We start from the raw sequence: 16,328 nt of genomic DNA on the forward strand, positions 1-16,328 counted from the left end.
ACGGGCGTGGCTTCCAACTCAGGAAGCCACGCCCGCAATACTTTGGCGCTCAGCAACTTATAGGACTTTAGTGCGGCTTAGTGGCAGCCTGGTTTAATCAGCGCTGTCTTCCCGGAATAAAGCTGGTTGGCGAGGGGCGCTTTTTGATTAATGCGCGGCATTTGCCACCTTTCCGCTTCCTTCCATTTCCCTACCCCCACCTTGAACTCCCATCTCGCCCGCCTCTGCCAGCTGGCGGGCCAGCCCAGCCGCCGCATCGTTGGCCTCATGTCGGGCACCTCCCTCGATGGGCTCGATGTGGCCCTGTGCCGCCTTACCGGCCACGGGCCGGGCACGCAGCTGACCCTGGAGCACTTCCAGACCGTGCCCTACGAGGAGGACACCAAAGCCCGCATCCGGCAGGTTTTCGCCCAAGAGCAGGTCAGCCTCGAATACCTGACGCTGCTCAACCCCTGGCTGGGCCAGCTGCACGCGCGGGCCGTGCGGGCCTGCCTGCGCGAATGGGGGGTAGGGATTGCTGAGGTCGACTTGATTGCCAGCCACGGCCAGACCGTCTACCACGCGCCGCGCCACCAGCACCAGCACCCCGATTTTAACTTAAATGCCACCTTGCAAATCGGCGACGGCGACCACCTGGCCGTGGGCACGGGCATTATTACCCTGAGCGATTTTCGCCAGAAGCACGTGGCCGGCGGCGGCGAAGGCGCCCCGCTGGCCGCCTACGGCGACTTCCTGCTGTTAAGCAGCGCCGAGGAAGAGCGCCTGCTGCTCAACCTGGGCGGCATCGCCAACTTCACTTACCTGCCCCGCGCCGGCCAGGACCCGAGCGCCGCCTTCAGTACCGACACCGGGCCGGGCAATACCCTGCTCGACGCCACCGTGCGCGCCCACCGCCCCGATTTAGCCTATGATGAAGACGGCCGCCTGGCCCTGGCCGGCCAAGTGCACGCGGACCTGCTGGCCGCCTTGCTCGACCACGCGTTTTTCCGCGCGCCGCTACCCAAAACCACTGGCCCGGAGCTGTTCGGCGCCGCTTACCTCAGCGCCGCGCAGATGAGTAGCAACACCGCCGCCCTCGGCCTCGAAGACCTGCTCGCCACGCTGGCCGAGCTGAGCGCAGTCGGCGTGGCGCGGGCCGTGCGGGTGGCCTTTGCCGGCCGCCCTACCCCCTCTCCGGCCGCTGTGTACCTGAGCGGCGGTGGCGCCCACAACCCGGCCCTGCGGGCAGCGCTGGCCCGGCACCTGCCCGCCTCTGCCCGCTTCGCCCTGACCGATGAGTTGGGCGTGCCCGGCGACGCCAAGGAAGCCATTTTGTTTGCCGTGCTGGCCAATGAGGCCGTAGCGGGCCAGCCCGTGGCCATCGGCGCGGGGCGGCAGCGGGTGCCAGCCGTGAGCTTAGGTAAGATTTCGCTGCCGGGCTGAAAATCAGGCTGAGACAGGTAGAACGAGTGTAGAGACGCGACAATTCGCGTCTGGCTCGCGGGTAGCAAGGGCGCAGTAATCCTGATGATTAAATTACCCTACCCTCCGCACCACAAGGAAACGCGAAGTGTCGCGTCTCTACACTCGTTCTACTCGGCCGTTCAATCCAACCTGATTTTTCAAGCTTAGTTACCAGGCAAAGCTTCAAACAGGCCCTACCCTATAGCCGCACCGGCAGCCCCGTCCGCACCGACTCGTCGCAGGCGAAGGCGATGCGCAGGCTGTTGACGGCATCGTGGAGGTGGTCGGTCAGGTCGAGGTTTTCCTCGATGGCTTGCAGAAAATACCGCTGCTCGCGGTTGCACAGCTCCTGATGGTCGGGCTCGTCGCGCAGGTCCAGCCATTCGTCGGGGCGGCGGAAGTGGCCGGCGTCGTCGAGGTCGGCGTAGTGCACGCGCAGCGACTCGGTTTGGGTGTGCGCCGCCACATCGGCAGACTGACCCGCGCCGCCCGCCGTTTTCGCCACGATGGACACGCAGCCCCGGGGCCCGATGACGTCCTTCACGAAAAAGGCCGTTTCGCTCATCATCGGCCCCCAGCCCGCTTCATACCAGCCCACGGAGCCGTCCGCGAAGCGGATTTGCAGCTGCCCGTAGTTGTACTGGCCGGCCGGAATCTCATCGGTCAGCCGGGCGCCGATGGCATTGACTTGCACGGGCCGGGCGCCGCTCATCTGGCACATCACGTCGAGGTAGTGCACGCCGCAGTCCACGATGGGGCTGAGCGACTGCATCAGATTGCGGTGCACAGTCCAGGCCGGGCCGTGGCTTTGCTGGTTGAGGTTCAGGCGCATGACCAGCGGCCGGCCCAGGCCCTGAGCCACCTCAATAAATTTCTGCCACGACGGATGGTGGCGCAAAATGTAGCCCACGACCACCTTTTTGCCCGCGTTCCGGGCCGCCGCCACCACGCGCTCGGCCCCTGCCACGGTGTCGGCGAGGGGTTTTTCAAGAAACACGTGGCAGCCCGCGGCCAGGGCCAGCAGGGCGAAGGCTTCGTGGGTATCGGGGTAGGTGGAGATGCAGACGGCGTCGGGCCGGGTTTCGGCCAGCGCGGCGGCGTAGTCCTGGAAAAGCCGGTAGCCGCCGCCGAGGTGCTCGTTAAGCGCGTGCTTGCTCGGGCCGGTCGAGACGAGGCCCACGATTTCAAAGCCCGTGAGCAGCTGGTATGCCTGGGCGTGCGAGGCGCCCATGTTGCCGCAGCCGACTACGAGCACGCGCAGGGGGGTAGAAGAAAGGGCCATATTGAAAAGGAAATTCGCGGGAAGCTGCTCAAAGGCTGATTGAGTTAAGCAGAACGAGGCAGAGACGCGACACTTCGCGTCTGGCTCGCAGGGCGAGGGGTAGGGTAATCCAATCAGTGAGATTACTGCTACCCCTCCACGCACAAGGAGACGCAAAGTGTCGCGTCTCTACACTCATTCAGGCAATTTCTGCATAAGTAGAGCAACCGCTTAGCCAAGGCCATTCATTCTTACGGCCCAAAGTGAAAACCGCTCGACGGGCGAAGCAGCCCGCCGCTTCACCCCAGCTCATACCCCGCGAAGTCCTTGCGCAGCTGCGTCTTAAGCAATTTCCCCGTCGCCGTGTGGGGCAGCTGCGCCACGAACTCCACGGCGTCGGGCTTCCACCAGGCGGCGACTTTGCCGTCGTAAAAATCCAGCAGCTCCGCGGCCGATACGTCCCTACCCGGCCGGCGCACGACGATGAGCAAGGGCCGCTCGCTCCATTTCGGGTGGGGCACGCCGATGACGGCGGCCTCGGCCACGGCGGGGTGGGCCATCGCCTGGTTTTCCAGCTCGATACTCGAAATCCACTCGCCGCCCGATTTTATCACATCCTTGGAGCGGTCGGTGATGCGCATAAAGCCTTCGGGGTCGATCGTGGCCACGTCGCCGGTGCGGAACCAGCCGCCGGCCGTGAGCTGGCCCGGCGCGAGCGCGCCGAAGTAGTCGGCCGCCACGAAGGGGCCGCGCACGAGCAAGTCGCCGAAGGCCTCGCCGTCGTGGGGCAGGGGTAGGGAATCGTCGCCGACAATCTCCATATCAATCCCGAAAATGCTACGCCCCTGGCTGGCCAGGGCGGCAAACTGCTGGTCGGCGGGCAGCGCCGTCTGCGTGGCTTTGAGCGTGGCGACGGTGCCCAGCGGCGAAGTTTCGGACATGCCCCAGGCGTGGCGAATCTCTACCCCCAGCTCGTCGGCAAACGCTTTCAGGAGCGCCGGCGGGCAGGCCGCGCCGCCGATAATCATCTTGCGCAGGGTACGAAACTGCCGCTGGCCCTCACGCATGTATTGCAGCAGCCCGAACCAGATGGTCGGCACGCCGGCCGAGAACGTAACCTGCTCGCTCTCAAACAGCTCGTAGAGGCTGGCTGCATCCAGGCCGGGGCCGGGCATCACGAGCTTGGCCCCCAGCATGGGCGCCAGATACGGGATGCCCCAGGCATTGACGTGGAACATGGGCACGACGGGCAGCAGCACGTCGCGGGCGCCGCAGTTGAAGCAGTCGGGCGAGGCGATGGCGTAGGCGTGCAGCAGCGTCGAGCGGTGCGAGTAGAGCACGCCCTTGGGCTGGTCGGTCGTGCCGGAGGTGTAGCAGAGCGAGGAGGCCATGTTTTCGTCCAGCGCCGGCCACTCGTAGGCGGGCGCCTCGGCGGCGAGCAGGCTTTCGTAGTCGCGCAGGTTGGGCAGTTTCGAGTCCGTAGGCAAATGCTCCGGACCGGTCATCAAAATCCAGCTTTCCACGGTAGGGCAGAGCGGGGCCAGCTTCTCGACCAGGGGCAGGAAGGTGATATCGAAGAACAAGAGCCGGTCCTGGGCGTGGTTGATGATGAAGACCAGCTGCTCGGCGAACAGGCGCGGGTTGATGGTGTGGCAGACCGCGCCGCGCCCCGAAATGCCGTAGTACAGCTCGAAGTGGCGGTGCGTATTCCAGGCCAGCGTGCCGATACGGTCACCTTCCTTGATGCCCAGCCGGCTGAGCGCATTCGCTAGTTGCTGCGCCCGCGCGTAGGCTTCGGCGTAGCTCGTGCGGTGCAGGCCGCCTTCGGGCAGGCGGCTCACGATTTCAGTCGTGCCGTGCCAGCGCGCGGCGTGGCGGAGAAGCCCCGCGATGAGCAGGGGCTGGTGCATCATGAGGCCTTGCATGGGACGCGGAGGGGGTAGGAGACAGGTGGGATAGCGACACCGCCAAAGTACTGCGCGAAAGACGACAAGCCTCCCTACCCTCTACCCTACGGCAGACGGTACCACAGGCCGGTACCGTCTTCGACGAAGGCTACTACTCCCTTGCCCCGGACGTAATACAGGTGGCGCGTGGGGCGGATGCCGGCCGGTGGCAGCCCGGAACGGTAGCGGTTTACCGCGTGAATAACTTGCGAATAAGTAGTCGGGCCGAACGTGGCGCTAGGCAGTAGCTCCGTTCCCGGATGCTTCAGCGTGTCGATCGGGGTGCGTTTGTTTACCTCCGCCAGCGGGAGCATGGCGTCGGTAAAGGCCTCCCAGCCGGCCTGGACCCGCAGCGTGGGCTGGTAGTTGGCGTTGCGGTCCGGCCACATCTCCATATCCAGGATTTGGCGCGCAAATGCGCTGGAATCGGTCCGCTGGGCCATTACCGTCACGTGCTGGTAGCGGGGCGGCTCCGCCTGGGGCAGGGGCAGCCAGCCGGCGCGCACGTAGAGCGTATCGATGCGGTCTTGCACGGCCGTGATGCGGTAGGTGCGCACCGGGCCGTTTGGCCGGCGGCCAAAGCGCAGCACCTCCCCCTGGCGGTAGCCTTGCCAGGCCAGTTGCTCCTGAGAAAGCCGGTATTCCGGCGCCGGCTCTTTATCAGTGGTGCAGGCCGTAAAGCCAAACAAAATTAATCCGCTGAAGGTCAATAATTTGATGAAGTTCATAGAAATGACAGGGTATAAAAGAGCCGTTAAGATACACTATTATTACTATGTAAGCTGGCGCAGCATCCAGCCCTACTCCCGCACCGCCTCAATCACCGTCTCCAGCAGCGCGCTCCGCAAGCTCAATTCGGTCAGTTTATTATTGCGCCGCGTCGGGTGCACGTGGTTGGTGAGCAGCACCACGACCAACTCCTTTTCCGGCTCGACCCAGAAGTAGGTGCCCGTGAAGCCGGTGTGGCCGTAGCTGCTTTGCGAAGCACTTTTGGCCGAGTTCACGCTTGGGTTGGCGGCGGGCCGGTCGAAGGCCAGGGCGCGGCGGTTGTCGGGGCAGAACTGGCAGCGCGTCCACTCCGCCAGCACGGCTTTATCGAAAAGCTGCTGGCCGCCGTAGCGTCCGCCCCAGGCGTAGGTCTGAACAAGCTTGGCCACGTCGTTGGCCGAGCCAAACAGGCCCGCGTGGCCCGAGATGCCGCCGAGCAGGGCCGCGCCCTCGTCGTGCACCGTGCCGTAGACCAGCTGCCGCCGGAAGGCCGAATCGTACTCCGTGGGCGCGATTCGCGACTTGGAAAAGCGGTTGAGCGGCCGGAAGCCCAGCGTGCCCGCGCCGAGCGGACGGTACACGTTCTCGGTCAGATATTTATCAAACGAAAGCCCGGTGCGCGCCTGCACCAGCAGCGGATAGAGCAGGAAAGACAAGTCGGAGTACACGTAGCCCGGCTGGGCATTAAGCGGCGAAGCCCCGATTTCCTGGTAAATCCGGTTCGGCAAATCCTTGCGCGCCCACAGGCCGGCCGCCGCCGGCAGCGGAAAGCGGCGCGACGAATCGGCGTGGAAGTAGCGGGGACGCAACTGGCCATTTTTCCGGGTCAGCTCCTTCCAGAAGGGAATAAAAGCCTTGAGGCGGGCCTGGTGCGTGAGCACGTCGCGCAGCTTCAAGCCGGCCTTATCCGTCTTGCGCAAAAAGGGAAAATACTGCCCCAGCGTGCTGTCGGGGCTGAATTTGCCCTGCGCTTGCAGCTGCATCAGGGCCGGCGTGGCGGCCAGGATTTTGGTGAGCGAGGCCAGGTCGTAGAGGTCATCGTTCTGAACGGGACGCGGGACAGATACGGTGCTAACGGCGCGGTCCAGCGGCCTCATGAGACCCCCACGGGGCCCAGCCCCCTTCTCCGACAAAGGAGAGGGGGGAGCCACGTCGGCGCGGGCTTGTTCTTTTGCTTGCTTTTTATCAGTTCTGCTTTTATCAGCTCCGTTGTCTTTTTCATTCCCTACCCCCTCCCCCGCCGCAAAGCCCGCGTAGGTCTGGGTGCCGTAGCTTTTGCGCAGCACGACGGTGCCGCGGCGGGCCACGACGACTTGCGCGCCCGGCGTGGCTTGCGCGGCCAGGGCGCGGGCGATGAGCGAATCAACGCGGGCTTCGAGGCGCGGGTCGAGGCCCACGTCCTGGGGGTTGGCGTAGCGCAGGCGCAGGCCGCCCTGGGTGCTCAGGCCAAAGCCGGCGGGCATTTTATCGGAGATGGTGACCGGCAGCCGGCCCTGGGCGCCGATGCCGCCGAAGATGAGCTGGGCGGCTAGGGTTTGGGCGTCGGGGCTTTCCTGGTAGGCCAGCATCACGGCGCTGGCCCGCTCCAAATCGCGCACCCGCGCCACGGCGTAGGCCGAGCCGAACACGCTCAGCACGACCTGCTGACCAGGCTTGGTCAGCTCGCGCAGCAGCAGGTTGGTTTCGGGCGTCACGCCGAAGCCCGTGGCGGGCTGGCGGCCCAGGCTTTGCAGGCTGACCAGCACGAGGTTGTAGGGCAGGAGCCTTTCGCGCACGTCGTTCAGCTCGTCCAGGGTCGGCGTGGCCGATAAGTGGAAGTGGGCGGCCGGCGCGTAGTCGCTCACCATGCGCTGAAAATCAGTCGTATCGCTGAGCGCGCCGCCGATGACGACCGTGGCCAGCTTCAGCGTGTCGAGGCCGCGCAGGGGGAGGATGCTGCGCTGATTGCGCAAGAGCGTGAGGCTCTGCTCGGCCAGGCGGTGGCTGAGGTAGCGGGCCGTGGGCGGGTTGAGGTCGGTCAGCAGGTTTTGGGTTTCGATGGGCCGGTACTTATCCAGGCCGGCCCACTGCTTGAGGGCCAGCACGCGTCGGCAGTGCAAGTCGATTTCGGTTTGCGAGATGCGCCCACTGTCGACGGCGGCGCGCACCATTTGCAGGGCCAGGGGCACGTTTTTGCTGAACTCCAGGATGTCGTTGCCGGCCAGCAGCGCCCGCACGTCGGCCTCGCCGGGCGGAAACTTCGAGATGACGCCCTTCATGTTCATGGCGTCGGTGAAAATCAGGCCCTGAAAGCCCATTTTTTCTCGCAATAAATCGGTTACGATGCCCCTGGACAAGGTGCTGGGCCCGCCCGTCGTATCCAGGGCCGGCACGTTTAAATGGGCGACCATCATGCCCCCTACCCCCCCCTGAATCAGGCTGCGGAAGGGCGGCAGCTCCAGCGTGTCGAGGCGGCGGCGGTCGACGCGCACCGTGGGCAGGGTCAGGTGCGAGTCGGCGTCCACGTCGCCGTGGCCGGGGAAGTGCTTGGCCACGGCCAGCACGCCCTCGTCCTGAAGCCCGCGCATGTACTGCCGGCTGGCGCGGGCCACAGCCGCCGGGTTTTCGCCCCAGCTCCGAAACCCAATCACCGGGTTGGCCGCGTTGTTATTCACATCGACGACGGGCGCGAAGTTGACGTGCATCCCCAGCCGCCGGAACTGCCGCCCAATCTCGAGCCCCATCTGGTAGAGCAGCGCCGTGTCGGCCTCGCCGCCCAGGCTCATCTGAAACGGGAATTTCACCACGCTGTCGAGGCGCATCCCTACCCCCCATTCGCCGTCCAGGGCCACGAGCAGCGGCACCCGGCTCTGGCTCTGGTAGCGGTTGAGTTGCCGCGCCTGCCGCCCCGGCCCGCCCTGAAAAAATATCAGCCCGCCGATGCCATTTTGCTGAATCAGCGTCGAAATTGAGTCCTCGTCAATGCGCTGGCGATTTGAGTACGCCGCAACCATGAACAGCTGCGCCACGCGCTGGTCGGGCGTGAGCACGCGCATCAGCGAATCGACCCAGCGCGAGCGCAGGTAGCGGGTGAAAGCGGGAGCGGGGGAAAGATTGAGTTTTGAGGGTTGATTTTTGAATTTGGTGGCCGCCGCTTTTGCCCTGGCTGCCTCGCTTTTCAAATGGCTCGTGTGGGCTACTTTTCTCAGCACTGGGCGCTGACTGCTGACTTTGGTTTCTGCATGGCCACCCGCTTTTTTTCCTACCCCCTGCGCGGAGGCCATCGGCGAAAAGGCCAGCAGCAGTATGACATTCAGGAACGGTAGCAGTGCGGATAGCGAGGAAGCTTTTTTCACAAACGAGACGCGGAATATTTTCCAGAAATAGTTACACGAAAGTAGCGCCGATAATACCTGGCTGACGCCAGAGCCTATTTTTGCCCCATGACTCCAGACCTGCCCCTCACCCCCGCCACCGAAGCCGACCTGCCCGCCCTCGCCGCCCTGGTCAACGGCGCCTACCGCGGCGAGACCTCGCGCCAGGGCTGGACCACCGAGGCCGACCTGCTCGGCGGCACCCGCACCGACGAGGCCGAGCTGCGCGCCGTGCTCCAGGACCCCCACAGCACCGTTCTCACCTGCCGCGACCCGGCTGACGGCGCGCTGCTCGGCTGCTTTCACCTGGAAGAGCGGGGCGACATTCTGGACTTACACATGCTGGCCGTGCAGCCGGATTTGCAGGCGCGCGGCGTGGGCAAGCGCCTGCTGGCCGCCGCCGAAGACCACGCGCGCGCCCTTGGCTGCCGCACCTGCCGCATGAGCGTGCTCGACGGCCGCCCGGAGCTGCTGGCCTTTTATGAGCGGCGCGGCTACCGCCGCACCGGCGAAACCGAGCCGTTTCCCGAAGGGCCGCCGCACGGCGTGCCGACCCGGCCGCTGACCTTGCTGGTGCTGGAAAAGCCCGTAGCGCGGACTTTGTAGTCCGCGCCCGAACAACGCCGCTTGGACCGACCCGCAGACCGCCCGGCCGGAGGCCGCCCAAGCTGATTTTGGTCCGTTATTGCAAGCTCAACCGCTCACCTTGCCGCTCTTATTCTTTCCATGAAAAAACCTCTTCTGCTGGCTCTGGCGGCCAGCACCCTGCTCACGACGGCCTGCAACTCCGGCGCCAAGTCGGACGCTACTGGTGGCGCGGCCGGCACCACCGCCACGGCCCCTACCCCCCCGGCCGGCGACCAAGCCCTCAACGACCTGTTCGAGCGCTATTGGGAGCGCAATTCGCAGCTCGACCCGCTCGCGGCCACGGCCTACGGCGACAACCGCTACAACGACCAACTGCTTAACAATCAAACCCGTGACTTCCGCGACACGCTGCGCACCTTCTACCAGGGCTACCTGACCAGGCTGCGGAAGTTTGACCGCACCCAGCTCGACGCCAACGATAAAATCAGCTACGACATCTTCGAATATGAAATGCAGCACGGGCTGGCGGGGCTAAAGCTGAACCTGTGGATGCTGCCGGCCAATCAGTTCTACGGCCTGCCCATCACGCTGGGGCAGTTCGGCTCGGGGCAGGGCATTCAGCCGTTTAAGACGGTGAAAGACTACGACAACTGGCTGGGCCGGGCGCGCGGCTTTACGGCCTGGACCGACTCGGCCATCGCCAACTTCCGGGTCGGGATGCGGCGCGGCGTGGTCTTGCCGCGCGTGCTGGTCGAGCGCATGATTCCGCAGCTCTCGGCCCCGGATATCGTGGTGAGCGACCCCAGCAAAAGCCTGTACTACGGACCCATCACGCGCTTCCCGCAGGGCTTTTCGGACGCCGACAAAACTCGCCTCACCGATGCCTATAAGCAGGTTATTCTCACCCAGCTCGTGCCTTCGTACCAGAAGCTGGGCGCGTTTATGCAGAACGAGTACCTGCCCAAGGCCCGCGCCACGAGCGGCATCGGCGCCGTGCCGGGGGGTAGGGAAATCTACGCGTTCGATGTCAAGTACGAGACGACGACCGACCAGACGCCGGCCGAAATCTACCAGACCGGCCTGGCGGAAGTGGCGCGCCTGCGCGCCGATATGGAAAGGATTAAAGCCGAAGTTGGCTTCCAGGGCGACCTGCCGGCTTTCTTCAAGTACCTCAATACTGACCCCAAATTCCGGCCCTACCAGAAGCCGGAGGAAGTGCTGGCCGCCTTCGAGAACATCCACCAGCGGATGCTGCCCAACCTGCAAACGATGTTCGGCCGCACGCCCAAAACGCCGTTTGAAATCCGCGAAACCGAGAAGTTTCGCGAGGCCTCGGCCTCGGCCGAATACACCCAGGGCTCGCCGGACGGCTCGCGGCCGGGCATTTTCTACGTGCCGATTCCCGACGCCGCCACGTTTGCCACCACCTCGGGCATGGAGTCGCTGTTTCTGCACGAGGCCATTCCGGGCCACCACTACCAGATTTCGCTTCAGCAGGAGAATACCAGCCTGCCTAAGTTCCGCCGCTTCGGCGGCCAGAACGCCTACGTGGAAGGCTGGGCGCTGTACTCGGAGAGCCTGGGGCCGGAGCTGGGCTTGTTCAAGGACCCTTATCAGCGCATGGGCGCGCTCGGCGACGAGATGCTGCGCGCCGTGCGCCTGGTGGTCGACACGGGCCTGCACTCGCGGCAGCTGACGCGCGAGCAGGCGATTGACTATCTCTTAGCCAATCTGAGCACCACCCGCGACGAGGCCACCTCGGCCATTGAGCGCTACATGGCCATTCCGGGCCAGGCGCTGGGCTACAAAATCGGGCAGCTCAAAATCCGGGAGCTGCGCGCCAGGTACGAAAAACAGCTCGGCAGCAGGTTCAACCTCAGCCGCTTCCACGACGAGCTGCTGAAAGATGGCTCGATGCCGCTGGCGATTTTGGAGAAGAAGATGGACGCCTGGGCGGCGGGGGTGAAGTAGCGCAGATTTTGTAGTCCGCACCCATCGGCGTCTGATTTCCTACCCCCTTCAGGCTTCGGAAGGGGGTAGGAAATCGAGCCGTAGCAATGTTTTAAATTCCACCTGGCCAACACGGTCGTCGTCACACTGCGGAACGAGGAGTATCACCAACTCATCGTCGCAGTGGCCGACCCGGTCGCCGTGGTGGCACTACTGAACAGGTAGCGGCGATGATAGACAACAGACCAGCCAAATCCGGCACTCAATTGTTCATTGCGCACTGCTCATTGCTCCCTACCCCCTCATGCGCCACCTCACCGCCACCGACATCGCCGCCTTCGAGCGGATTTACCGCCTCAACCTTGTCAATGGCCTGCCCGGCTACAAGCCCGCCAACCTGGTGGGCACCCGCGCCCCCGACGGCCAGACCAACCTGGCTGTGTTCAGCTCCGCTATCCACCTGGGCTCCGACCCGGCCGTGCTGGGCCTGGTGACGCGCCCAACTACCGTGCCGCGCCACACCTACCAGAACATCAAGGACAGTGACGGCTGCTACACTCTCAACCACGTGCCTTTTAATCTGGCCGGGCCGGCGCACTACACCTCGGCCAACTTCCCGGATGAGGAATCGGAGTTCGACCGCTGCGGCTTCACGGCCGCCTTCCGCGACGACTTCCCGGCGCCCTACGTGGCCGAAAGTGCCATTAGCATCGGCCTGCGGCTGCGCGAAGAGCACCCCATATTCAATGGCACGGTGCTGCTGGTCGGCACCGTTGAGCACGTTTATATAGCCGAAAAAGGCCTGCGCGACGACGGTACGCTGGACCTGGCGGCCCTGAACACGACCGCCATTTCGGGCCTCGATGGCTACCACGAGGTGCTCGCGCCGCTGCGCTTTGGCTACGCCCGGCCGGGGCAGGTGCCGGCGGCGGTTAAAAATTAAAAGGTAGTGAGCCCCAGTGGGGGGGTAGGGATGGGGCTTGGGCACGTCAAGAAGGCGGACCCGTTCGGGCTTTGATGCTGTGGAGCCTGTACTTGGTCGAAGTGAATGCCGGCTCGCAAAGCTGCGCAATCTCTTGACGTTTATTTTGTTGCCGCCTCCACTTCCTACGGCAAACCGGCTATGATCTTTCTACCCCCCTGCTCCGCCCGAAGCCCGTTCAACCAGCCCGCCGCCCGCCTGCGCCGGTTGGCCTTGACAACCCTGGCCGCTCTGATGGCCGCCGCCGCCGCGGCCCAGGATAGCACGCTCACGCGCCTGGTGCGGCAAAATCAGCTGCCGTTGGTGGCGGCAGGTGCGCAGTTTTCAGGCGCCGGCTGGGATAAGCTGCGCCAGGACGTGCAAAAAAGTCAGTTCGTGCTCGTGGGCGAAGACCACGGCCTGGCCCAGATTCCCAGCTTCACCGCCGCGCTGGCCCGTGAGCTGAAGCCGGCGGTGTTCGTGGCCGAGATTGATAAATACCAGGCCCAGGACCTAAGCCGCCTGGCCGCCCAGCCCGGCCTGCCGGTAGCTTTTAGTCGGCAGCACATAATGGCCTTGTCATTCTATAGCTGGGCCGAGGAGTTTGAGCTGGCCCGCGGGCTGCGCGCTCAAAATGTGGCACTAATGGGCATCGACCAGGTGAGCTGCTTCTCGCCGGGCCGCTTTTATGCCCGGCTGGCCGAACAGACTAAAAACCAAACCACCCGGACGTATCTGCGGCGGCGCGGCGCGGCCTACCAGGCCCACGACCGGGCCATGATGAGCCGCGACCCCGGCCAGATGACCATTATGCAGCAGCCGCCCGCCGCCCTCGACAGCCTGGTGGCCCTCGCCCGGCCGGAAAGCCCGGCCGTGCGGCAGATGGTGCAGGACTACGTGGTCAGCGCCCGGATTTATCAGCTGGCCGGGCAGCCCAAAAAGGGCTTGCAGAGCCACCAGGCCCGCATTAGCCTGATGAAGCGCAACCTGCTGCAAGGCTTGCAAGCCCGCCAGCAGCCCGGCCAGCCGCTGCCCAAGATACTCTTCAAGCTCGGGGCCTTTCACGTCTCGCGGGGCAGAAGCCTGACAGCGGGCGTGTATGATGTGGGCAACCTGGCCCTGAACCTGGCCGACATTCAGGACCAGCAATCACTGCACATCTATATTTTCGGCAAGCAAGGCACTAAAGCGGAGGGCTTCAACCCGGATGATTTCAGCAAAAACGTCGCTACGTACACGAACGCCGACGAGGCTGCGCTTAAGCCCTTTATGGCTCAAACCAGCGCCGGCCCCACCTGGCAGGCGTTCGACCTGCGCCCGCTGCGCCGGGCCCTGCTGGGCGGCAAGCTGAAGGTGAGCGAGCCAGACCTGGAAATTGTTATTCTCGGCTACGACTACGTGGTGGTTATCCCGGAAACCACGGCCAGCCACAATTACTAAAATCTATCCGATTGAGTCTGAAGCTCCTGCTGCTTAGCTGGTAGGCGCTAGTTAAGCAGCAGGAGCTTTTGTAGCTCATAGCTTACTGCTATTGCGCGAGCACTTACCTTGCGTTTATGCCTGCTTCGCTGCTTTCCCGCTGGCTGCCGCTGCTGGGGCTGCTCCTGTTCGCCGCGCTGAGCCGGCAGCTGGCGCGGCCACCGCGGGCGGTGCCGGCCGGCGCGCCAGCCACGGAGTTTTCAGCGGCGAGAGCCTTGCGCGAGGTGAAGATAATTGCCCGCGCACCCCACAGCATCGGCACGCCGGCCCATGAGGCGGTGCGCGACTACCTGCTGCGGCGCTGCCGGGCGCTGGGCCTGCGCGCTACTGTGCAGGACACAACCGTAGTGACGGGCACGGGCGGCGTCCTGGTCGGGGCCAGGGTGCAGAACGTGGTGGCACGCCTGCCGGGCCGCGCGCCCGGCGGCCCCGCCGTGCTGGTGCTGAGCCACTACGACTCGCAGCCCCTCACGCCCGGCGCCAGCGACGACGACGCGGGCGTGGCCGCCGCCCTCGAAACCATGCGCGCGCTGCGGGCCGGCCCGCCCCTGACCCACGACGTGGTGTGGGTGTTCACCGATGGCGAGGAGGTGGGCCTGCTGGGCGCCTGCGCCTACGCCGCCGACTCGGTGAGGCTAAGGCGCGAGGTGGGCGTAGTGCTCAACTTCGAGGCGCGGGGCAATACCGGGCCCAGCTTTTTGTTTGAAACCAACGCCGGCAACCGCTGGATTCTCCGGGAGTTTGCCAGGGCCGCGCCCGCGCCGGTGGGCTCGTCGCTGGCGTACGAAATCTACCGCAACCTGCCTAACAGCACCGATTTCACGGTCTTCAAAGCCGCGGGCTTGCCGGGGCTGAACTTCGGCTTCGTCGGCGGCTACGCCTACTACCACAACCCCGCCGACACGCCCGCTCGCCTCGATTTAGGCTCCCTGCAACACCACGGCGAGTATATGCTGCCGCTGGTGCGGCACTTTGCCAGCCTCGCGCTGCCGGCGCCGACTTCTTCTTCGGACAGCACGTTTTTCAACCCGCTCGGCACCTGGCTGGTGCTGTATGATGCGCGCTGGAACTACGGGCTCAACCTGGCCGTGGCGCTACTGCTGGCAATGGCCATCGTTCGGGCCCGGCGGCAAGGCCGCCTGCGCCTGCGAGGCCTGCTGGGCGGCGCCCTGGCCTGGGTGGGCGCCGCGGGGCTGCTGCCGGCCACGGGCTGGGTCCTGACGCAACTGGTGGCCGCCGCCTACCCGCAGTACGCCGTTTTCTACGACCACGCCTTTTACAACGTCCACTGGTATCACCTGGCCCTGGTGGGGCTGGGCACGGCCGTTTTCGGCGCCTGGTACGGGCTGCTGCGCCGCGGGCTGCGCCCCGATTCGCTGACGGGCGGCGGGCTGCTGGTGCTGGCCGGGTTGCAGGCTTTTTTGCAGGTGAAAGCGCCCACTTCCTGCTTTCTGCTGGGTTTTCCGCTCCTGTTCGGGGCGCTGAGCTGGCGGTGGAGCTTGCGCAATACGCCGCGCCGGTTGCCGGAGTCAGCAACGGCGCGGCCGGGGGCTTCACCCGTTTTAGAGGGGGTAGGGACGCTGCTGGCGCTGCCGGCCGTGGCCTTGCTGGCGCCCAACCTGTCGTTTCTGCTGACGACGGCCGGCCTGGGGCCGCTGGTTGTGGTGAGTATGCTGGTTCTGGCTATCCTGCTGGGGCTGCTGCTGCCCGCGCTGCTGCCGGTGCTGGCCCGCCCGGCGGGCTTGGGTGGGGCGGACGCGGAGCGCCGCTCAAGCTGGGCGCTGCCGCTGCTGGCGGGCCTGGTGGCCCTCGGCGCGCTGGCCGCGGGCCACGCCAGCAGCCTGCCCACGGCCGGGCAGCCCCAGCAAACCCACCTCTGGTATGCCCTCGATGCCGACCAGCCCCAACGGGCCCACTGGCTGAGCAGCACGGCGCGCGCCGATGCCTTCACGCGGCGGTTTCTTTCGGCGCCGGAGTTTGGTCCGCTCCCGGCCGTGTTGCCCGGCTCAACGCTGCCCGTGCTGCACCAGGCGGCCACGGCCCTACCCCTGCCTCCGCCCACGGTGGCGGTGCTCAGCGACAGCGCGCGGCGCGGCGGGCGGCGCCTGCGGCTGCAAGTGCGCCCCGGCCGCCCCGGCGTGGTAAGCCTGCGCCTGAACTGGCCCGCTGGCCCGATAAGGCAGCAGCGGCGGCGGCTGCGCGTGGCCGGCCACCTCGTGGCCCCCGCCCGCCTTTACACCCGCAACGAGTACGCCGCGCTCACCTTCTTCGCGCCCGGCCCCGCCGGCCTGCTGCTAGAGATGGACACGGCCGACCCCGGCCCGCTGACGCTGCAAGTCACTGCCCGCAGCCTGGGCCTACCCCCCTTGCCCGGCACCAGGCCGCTGCCGGCCACGATGATACCGGCACCGGGCTACAGCAGCTTCACCACGCAAGTGAAGAAGCGGTTTCGGCTCTGAGATGCTCGGAAGCTGCGTGTGCGTCAGGTGCGAATTAGATGCGGCTCCGGCCTGGTGCTTTCCGAAGCCCTGGCTCGCGTTATCTTCACGCAGCAGCTTTATCCCATCCATTCTTTTCTT

The 16,328-nt window shown here is 65.4% G+C and carries 10 protein-coding genes; 6 read left to right on the forward strand and 4 right to left on the reverse strand.

The features are described from left to right. Positions 1 to 201: 201 nt before the first annotated feature. On the forward strand, positions 202 to 1,422 hold the full coding sequence (locus tag ACFE70_RS13740) for an anhydro-N-acetylmuramic acid kinase (protein WP_375418327.1): 1,221 nt from the start codon (positions 202 to 204) through the stop codon (positions 1,420 to 1,422). Between the two features lie 220 nt (positions 1,423 to 1,642). On the opposite strand, the gene ACFE70_RS13745 is transcribed toward ACFE70_RS13740, so the two are convergent. The 4 genes from ACFE70_RS13745 to ACFE70_RS13760 form a co-directional block, all read right to left on the reverse strand. Next, positions 1,643 to 2,725 (reverse strand): Gfo/Idh/MocA family protein, encoded by a 1,083-nt coding sequence (locus ACFE70_RS13745; protein WP_375418328.1) that lies wholly within the window; start codon positions 2,723 to 2,725, stop codon positions 1,643 to 1,645. A 278-nt stretch (positions 2,726 to 3,003) separates the two neighbouring features. Beyond that, on the reverse strand, positions 3,004 to 4,629 hold the full coding sequence (locus tag ACFE70_RS13750; protein ID WP_375418329.1) for a 3-(methylthio)propionyl-CoA ligase: 1,626 nt from the start codon (positions 4,627 to 4,629) through the stop codon (positions 3,004 to 3,006). An 86-nt stretch (positions 4,630 to 4,715) separates the two neighbouring features. Continuing rightward, on the reverse strand, positions 4,716 to 5,378 hold the full coding sequence (locus tag ACFE70_RS13755; protein WP_375418330.1) for a hypothetical protein: 663 nt from the start codon (positions 5,376 to 5,378) through the stop codon (positions 4,716 to 4,718). A 72-nt stretch (positions 5,379 to 5,450) separates the two neighbouring features. After that, positions 5,451 to 8,753: a glycoside hydrolase family 3 N-terminal domain-containing protein gene (locus ACFE70_RS13760; RefSeq protein WP_375418331.1), complete on the reverse strand. Its 3,303-nt coding sequence runs from the start codon at positions 8,751 to 8,753 to the stop codon at positions 5,451 to 5,453. 87 nt (positions 8,754 to 8,840) lie between these two features. On the opposite strand from ACFE70_RS13760, the gene ACFE70_RS13765 reads away from it, so the two are divergent. The 5 genes from ACFE70_RS13765 (at position 8,841) to ACFE70_RS13785 (ending at position 16,208) form a co-directional block, all read left to right on the forward strand. Further along, complete coding sequence (locus tag ACFE70_RS13765; protein ID WP_375418332.1) at positions 8,841 to 9,377, forward strand: GNAT family N-acetyltransferase; 537 nt, start codon at positions 8,841 to 8,843, stop codon at positions 9,375 to 9,377. Between the two features lie 120 nt (positions 9,378 to 9,497). Next, on the forward strand, positions 9,498 to 11,330 hold the full coding sequence (locus ACFE70_RS13770; protein ID WP_375418333.1) for a DUF885 family protein: 1,833 nt from the start codon (positions 9,498 to 9,500) through the stop codon (positions 11,328 to 11,330). A 283-nt stretch (positions 11,331 to 11,613) separates the two neighbouring features. Next, the gene (locus ACFE70_RS13775; RefSeq protein WP_375418334.1) at positions 11,614 to 12,252 is read left to right on the forward strand and encodes a flavin reductase family protein; all 639 of its coding nucleotides are present in this window, start codon (positions 11,614 to 11,616) and stop codon (positions 12,250 to 12,252) included. Between the two features lie 180 nt (positions 12,253 to 12,432). Continuing rightward, positions 12,433 to 13,710 (forward strand): hypothetical protein, encoded by a 1,278-nt coding sequence (locus ACFE70_RS13780; protein ID WP_375418335.1) that lies wholly within the window; start codon positions 12,433 to 12,435, stop codon positions 13,708 to 13,710. A 116-nt stretch (positions 13,711 to 13,826) separates the two neighbouring features. Beyond that, a complete protein-coding gene (locus ACFE70_RS13785) occupies positions 13,827 to 16,208 on the forward strand; it encodes a M28 family peptidase (RefSeq protein ID WP_375418336.1) in 2,382 nt (793 codons plus the stop codon). Positions 16,209 to 16,328 lie beyond the last annotated feature (120 nt).

The sequence above is a fragment of the uncultured Hymenobacter sp. genome (assembly GCF_964243305.1).
Taxonomy (GTDB): Bacteria; Bacteroidota; Bacteroidia; order Cytophagales; family Hymenobacteraceae; genus Hymenobacter.

What these genes read in the sequence shown, in the direction of transcription:
- ACFE70_RS13765 (WP_375418332.1), top strand. Translation starts at nt 8,841, where the DNA reads ATGACTCCAGACCTGCCCCTCACCCCCGCCACCGAAGCCGACCTGCCC.
- ACFE70_RS13785 (WP_375418336.1), top strand. Translation starts at nt 13,827, where the DNA reads ATGCCTGCTTCGCTGCTTTCCCGCTGGCTGCCGCTGCTGGGGCTGCTC.
- ACFE70_RS13775 (WP_375418334.1), top strand. Translation starts at nt 11,614, where the DNA reads ATGCGCCACCTCACCGCCACCGACATCGCCGCCTTCGAGCGGATTTAC.
- ACFE70_RS13780 (WP_375418335.1), top strand. Translation starts at nt 12,433, where the DNA reads ATGATCTTTCTACCCCCCTGCTCCGCCCGAAGCCCGTTCAACCAGCCC.
- ACFE70_RS13755 (WP_375418330.1), bottom strand. Translation starts at nt 5,378, where the DNA reads ATGAACTTCATCAAATTATTGACCTTCAGCGGATTAATTTTGTTTGGC.
- ACFE70_RS13750 (WP_375418329.1), bottom strand. Translation starts at nt 4,629, where the DNA reads ATGCAAGGCCTCATGATGCACCAGCCCCTGCTCATCGCGGGGCTTCTC.
- ACFE70_RS13745 (WP_375418328.1), bottom strand. Translation starts at nt 2,725, where the DNA reads ATGGCCCTTTCTTCTACCCCCCTGCGCGTGCTCGTAGTCGGCTGCGGC.
- ACFE70_RS13770 (WP_375418333.1), top strand. Translation starts at nt 9,498, where the DNA reads ATGAAAAAACCTCTTCTGCTGGCTCTGGCGGCCAGCACCCTGCTCACG.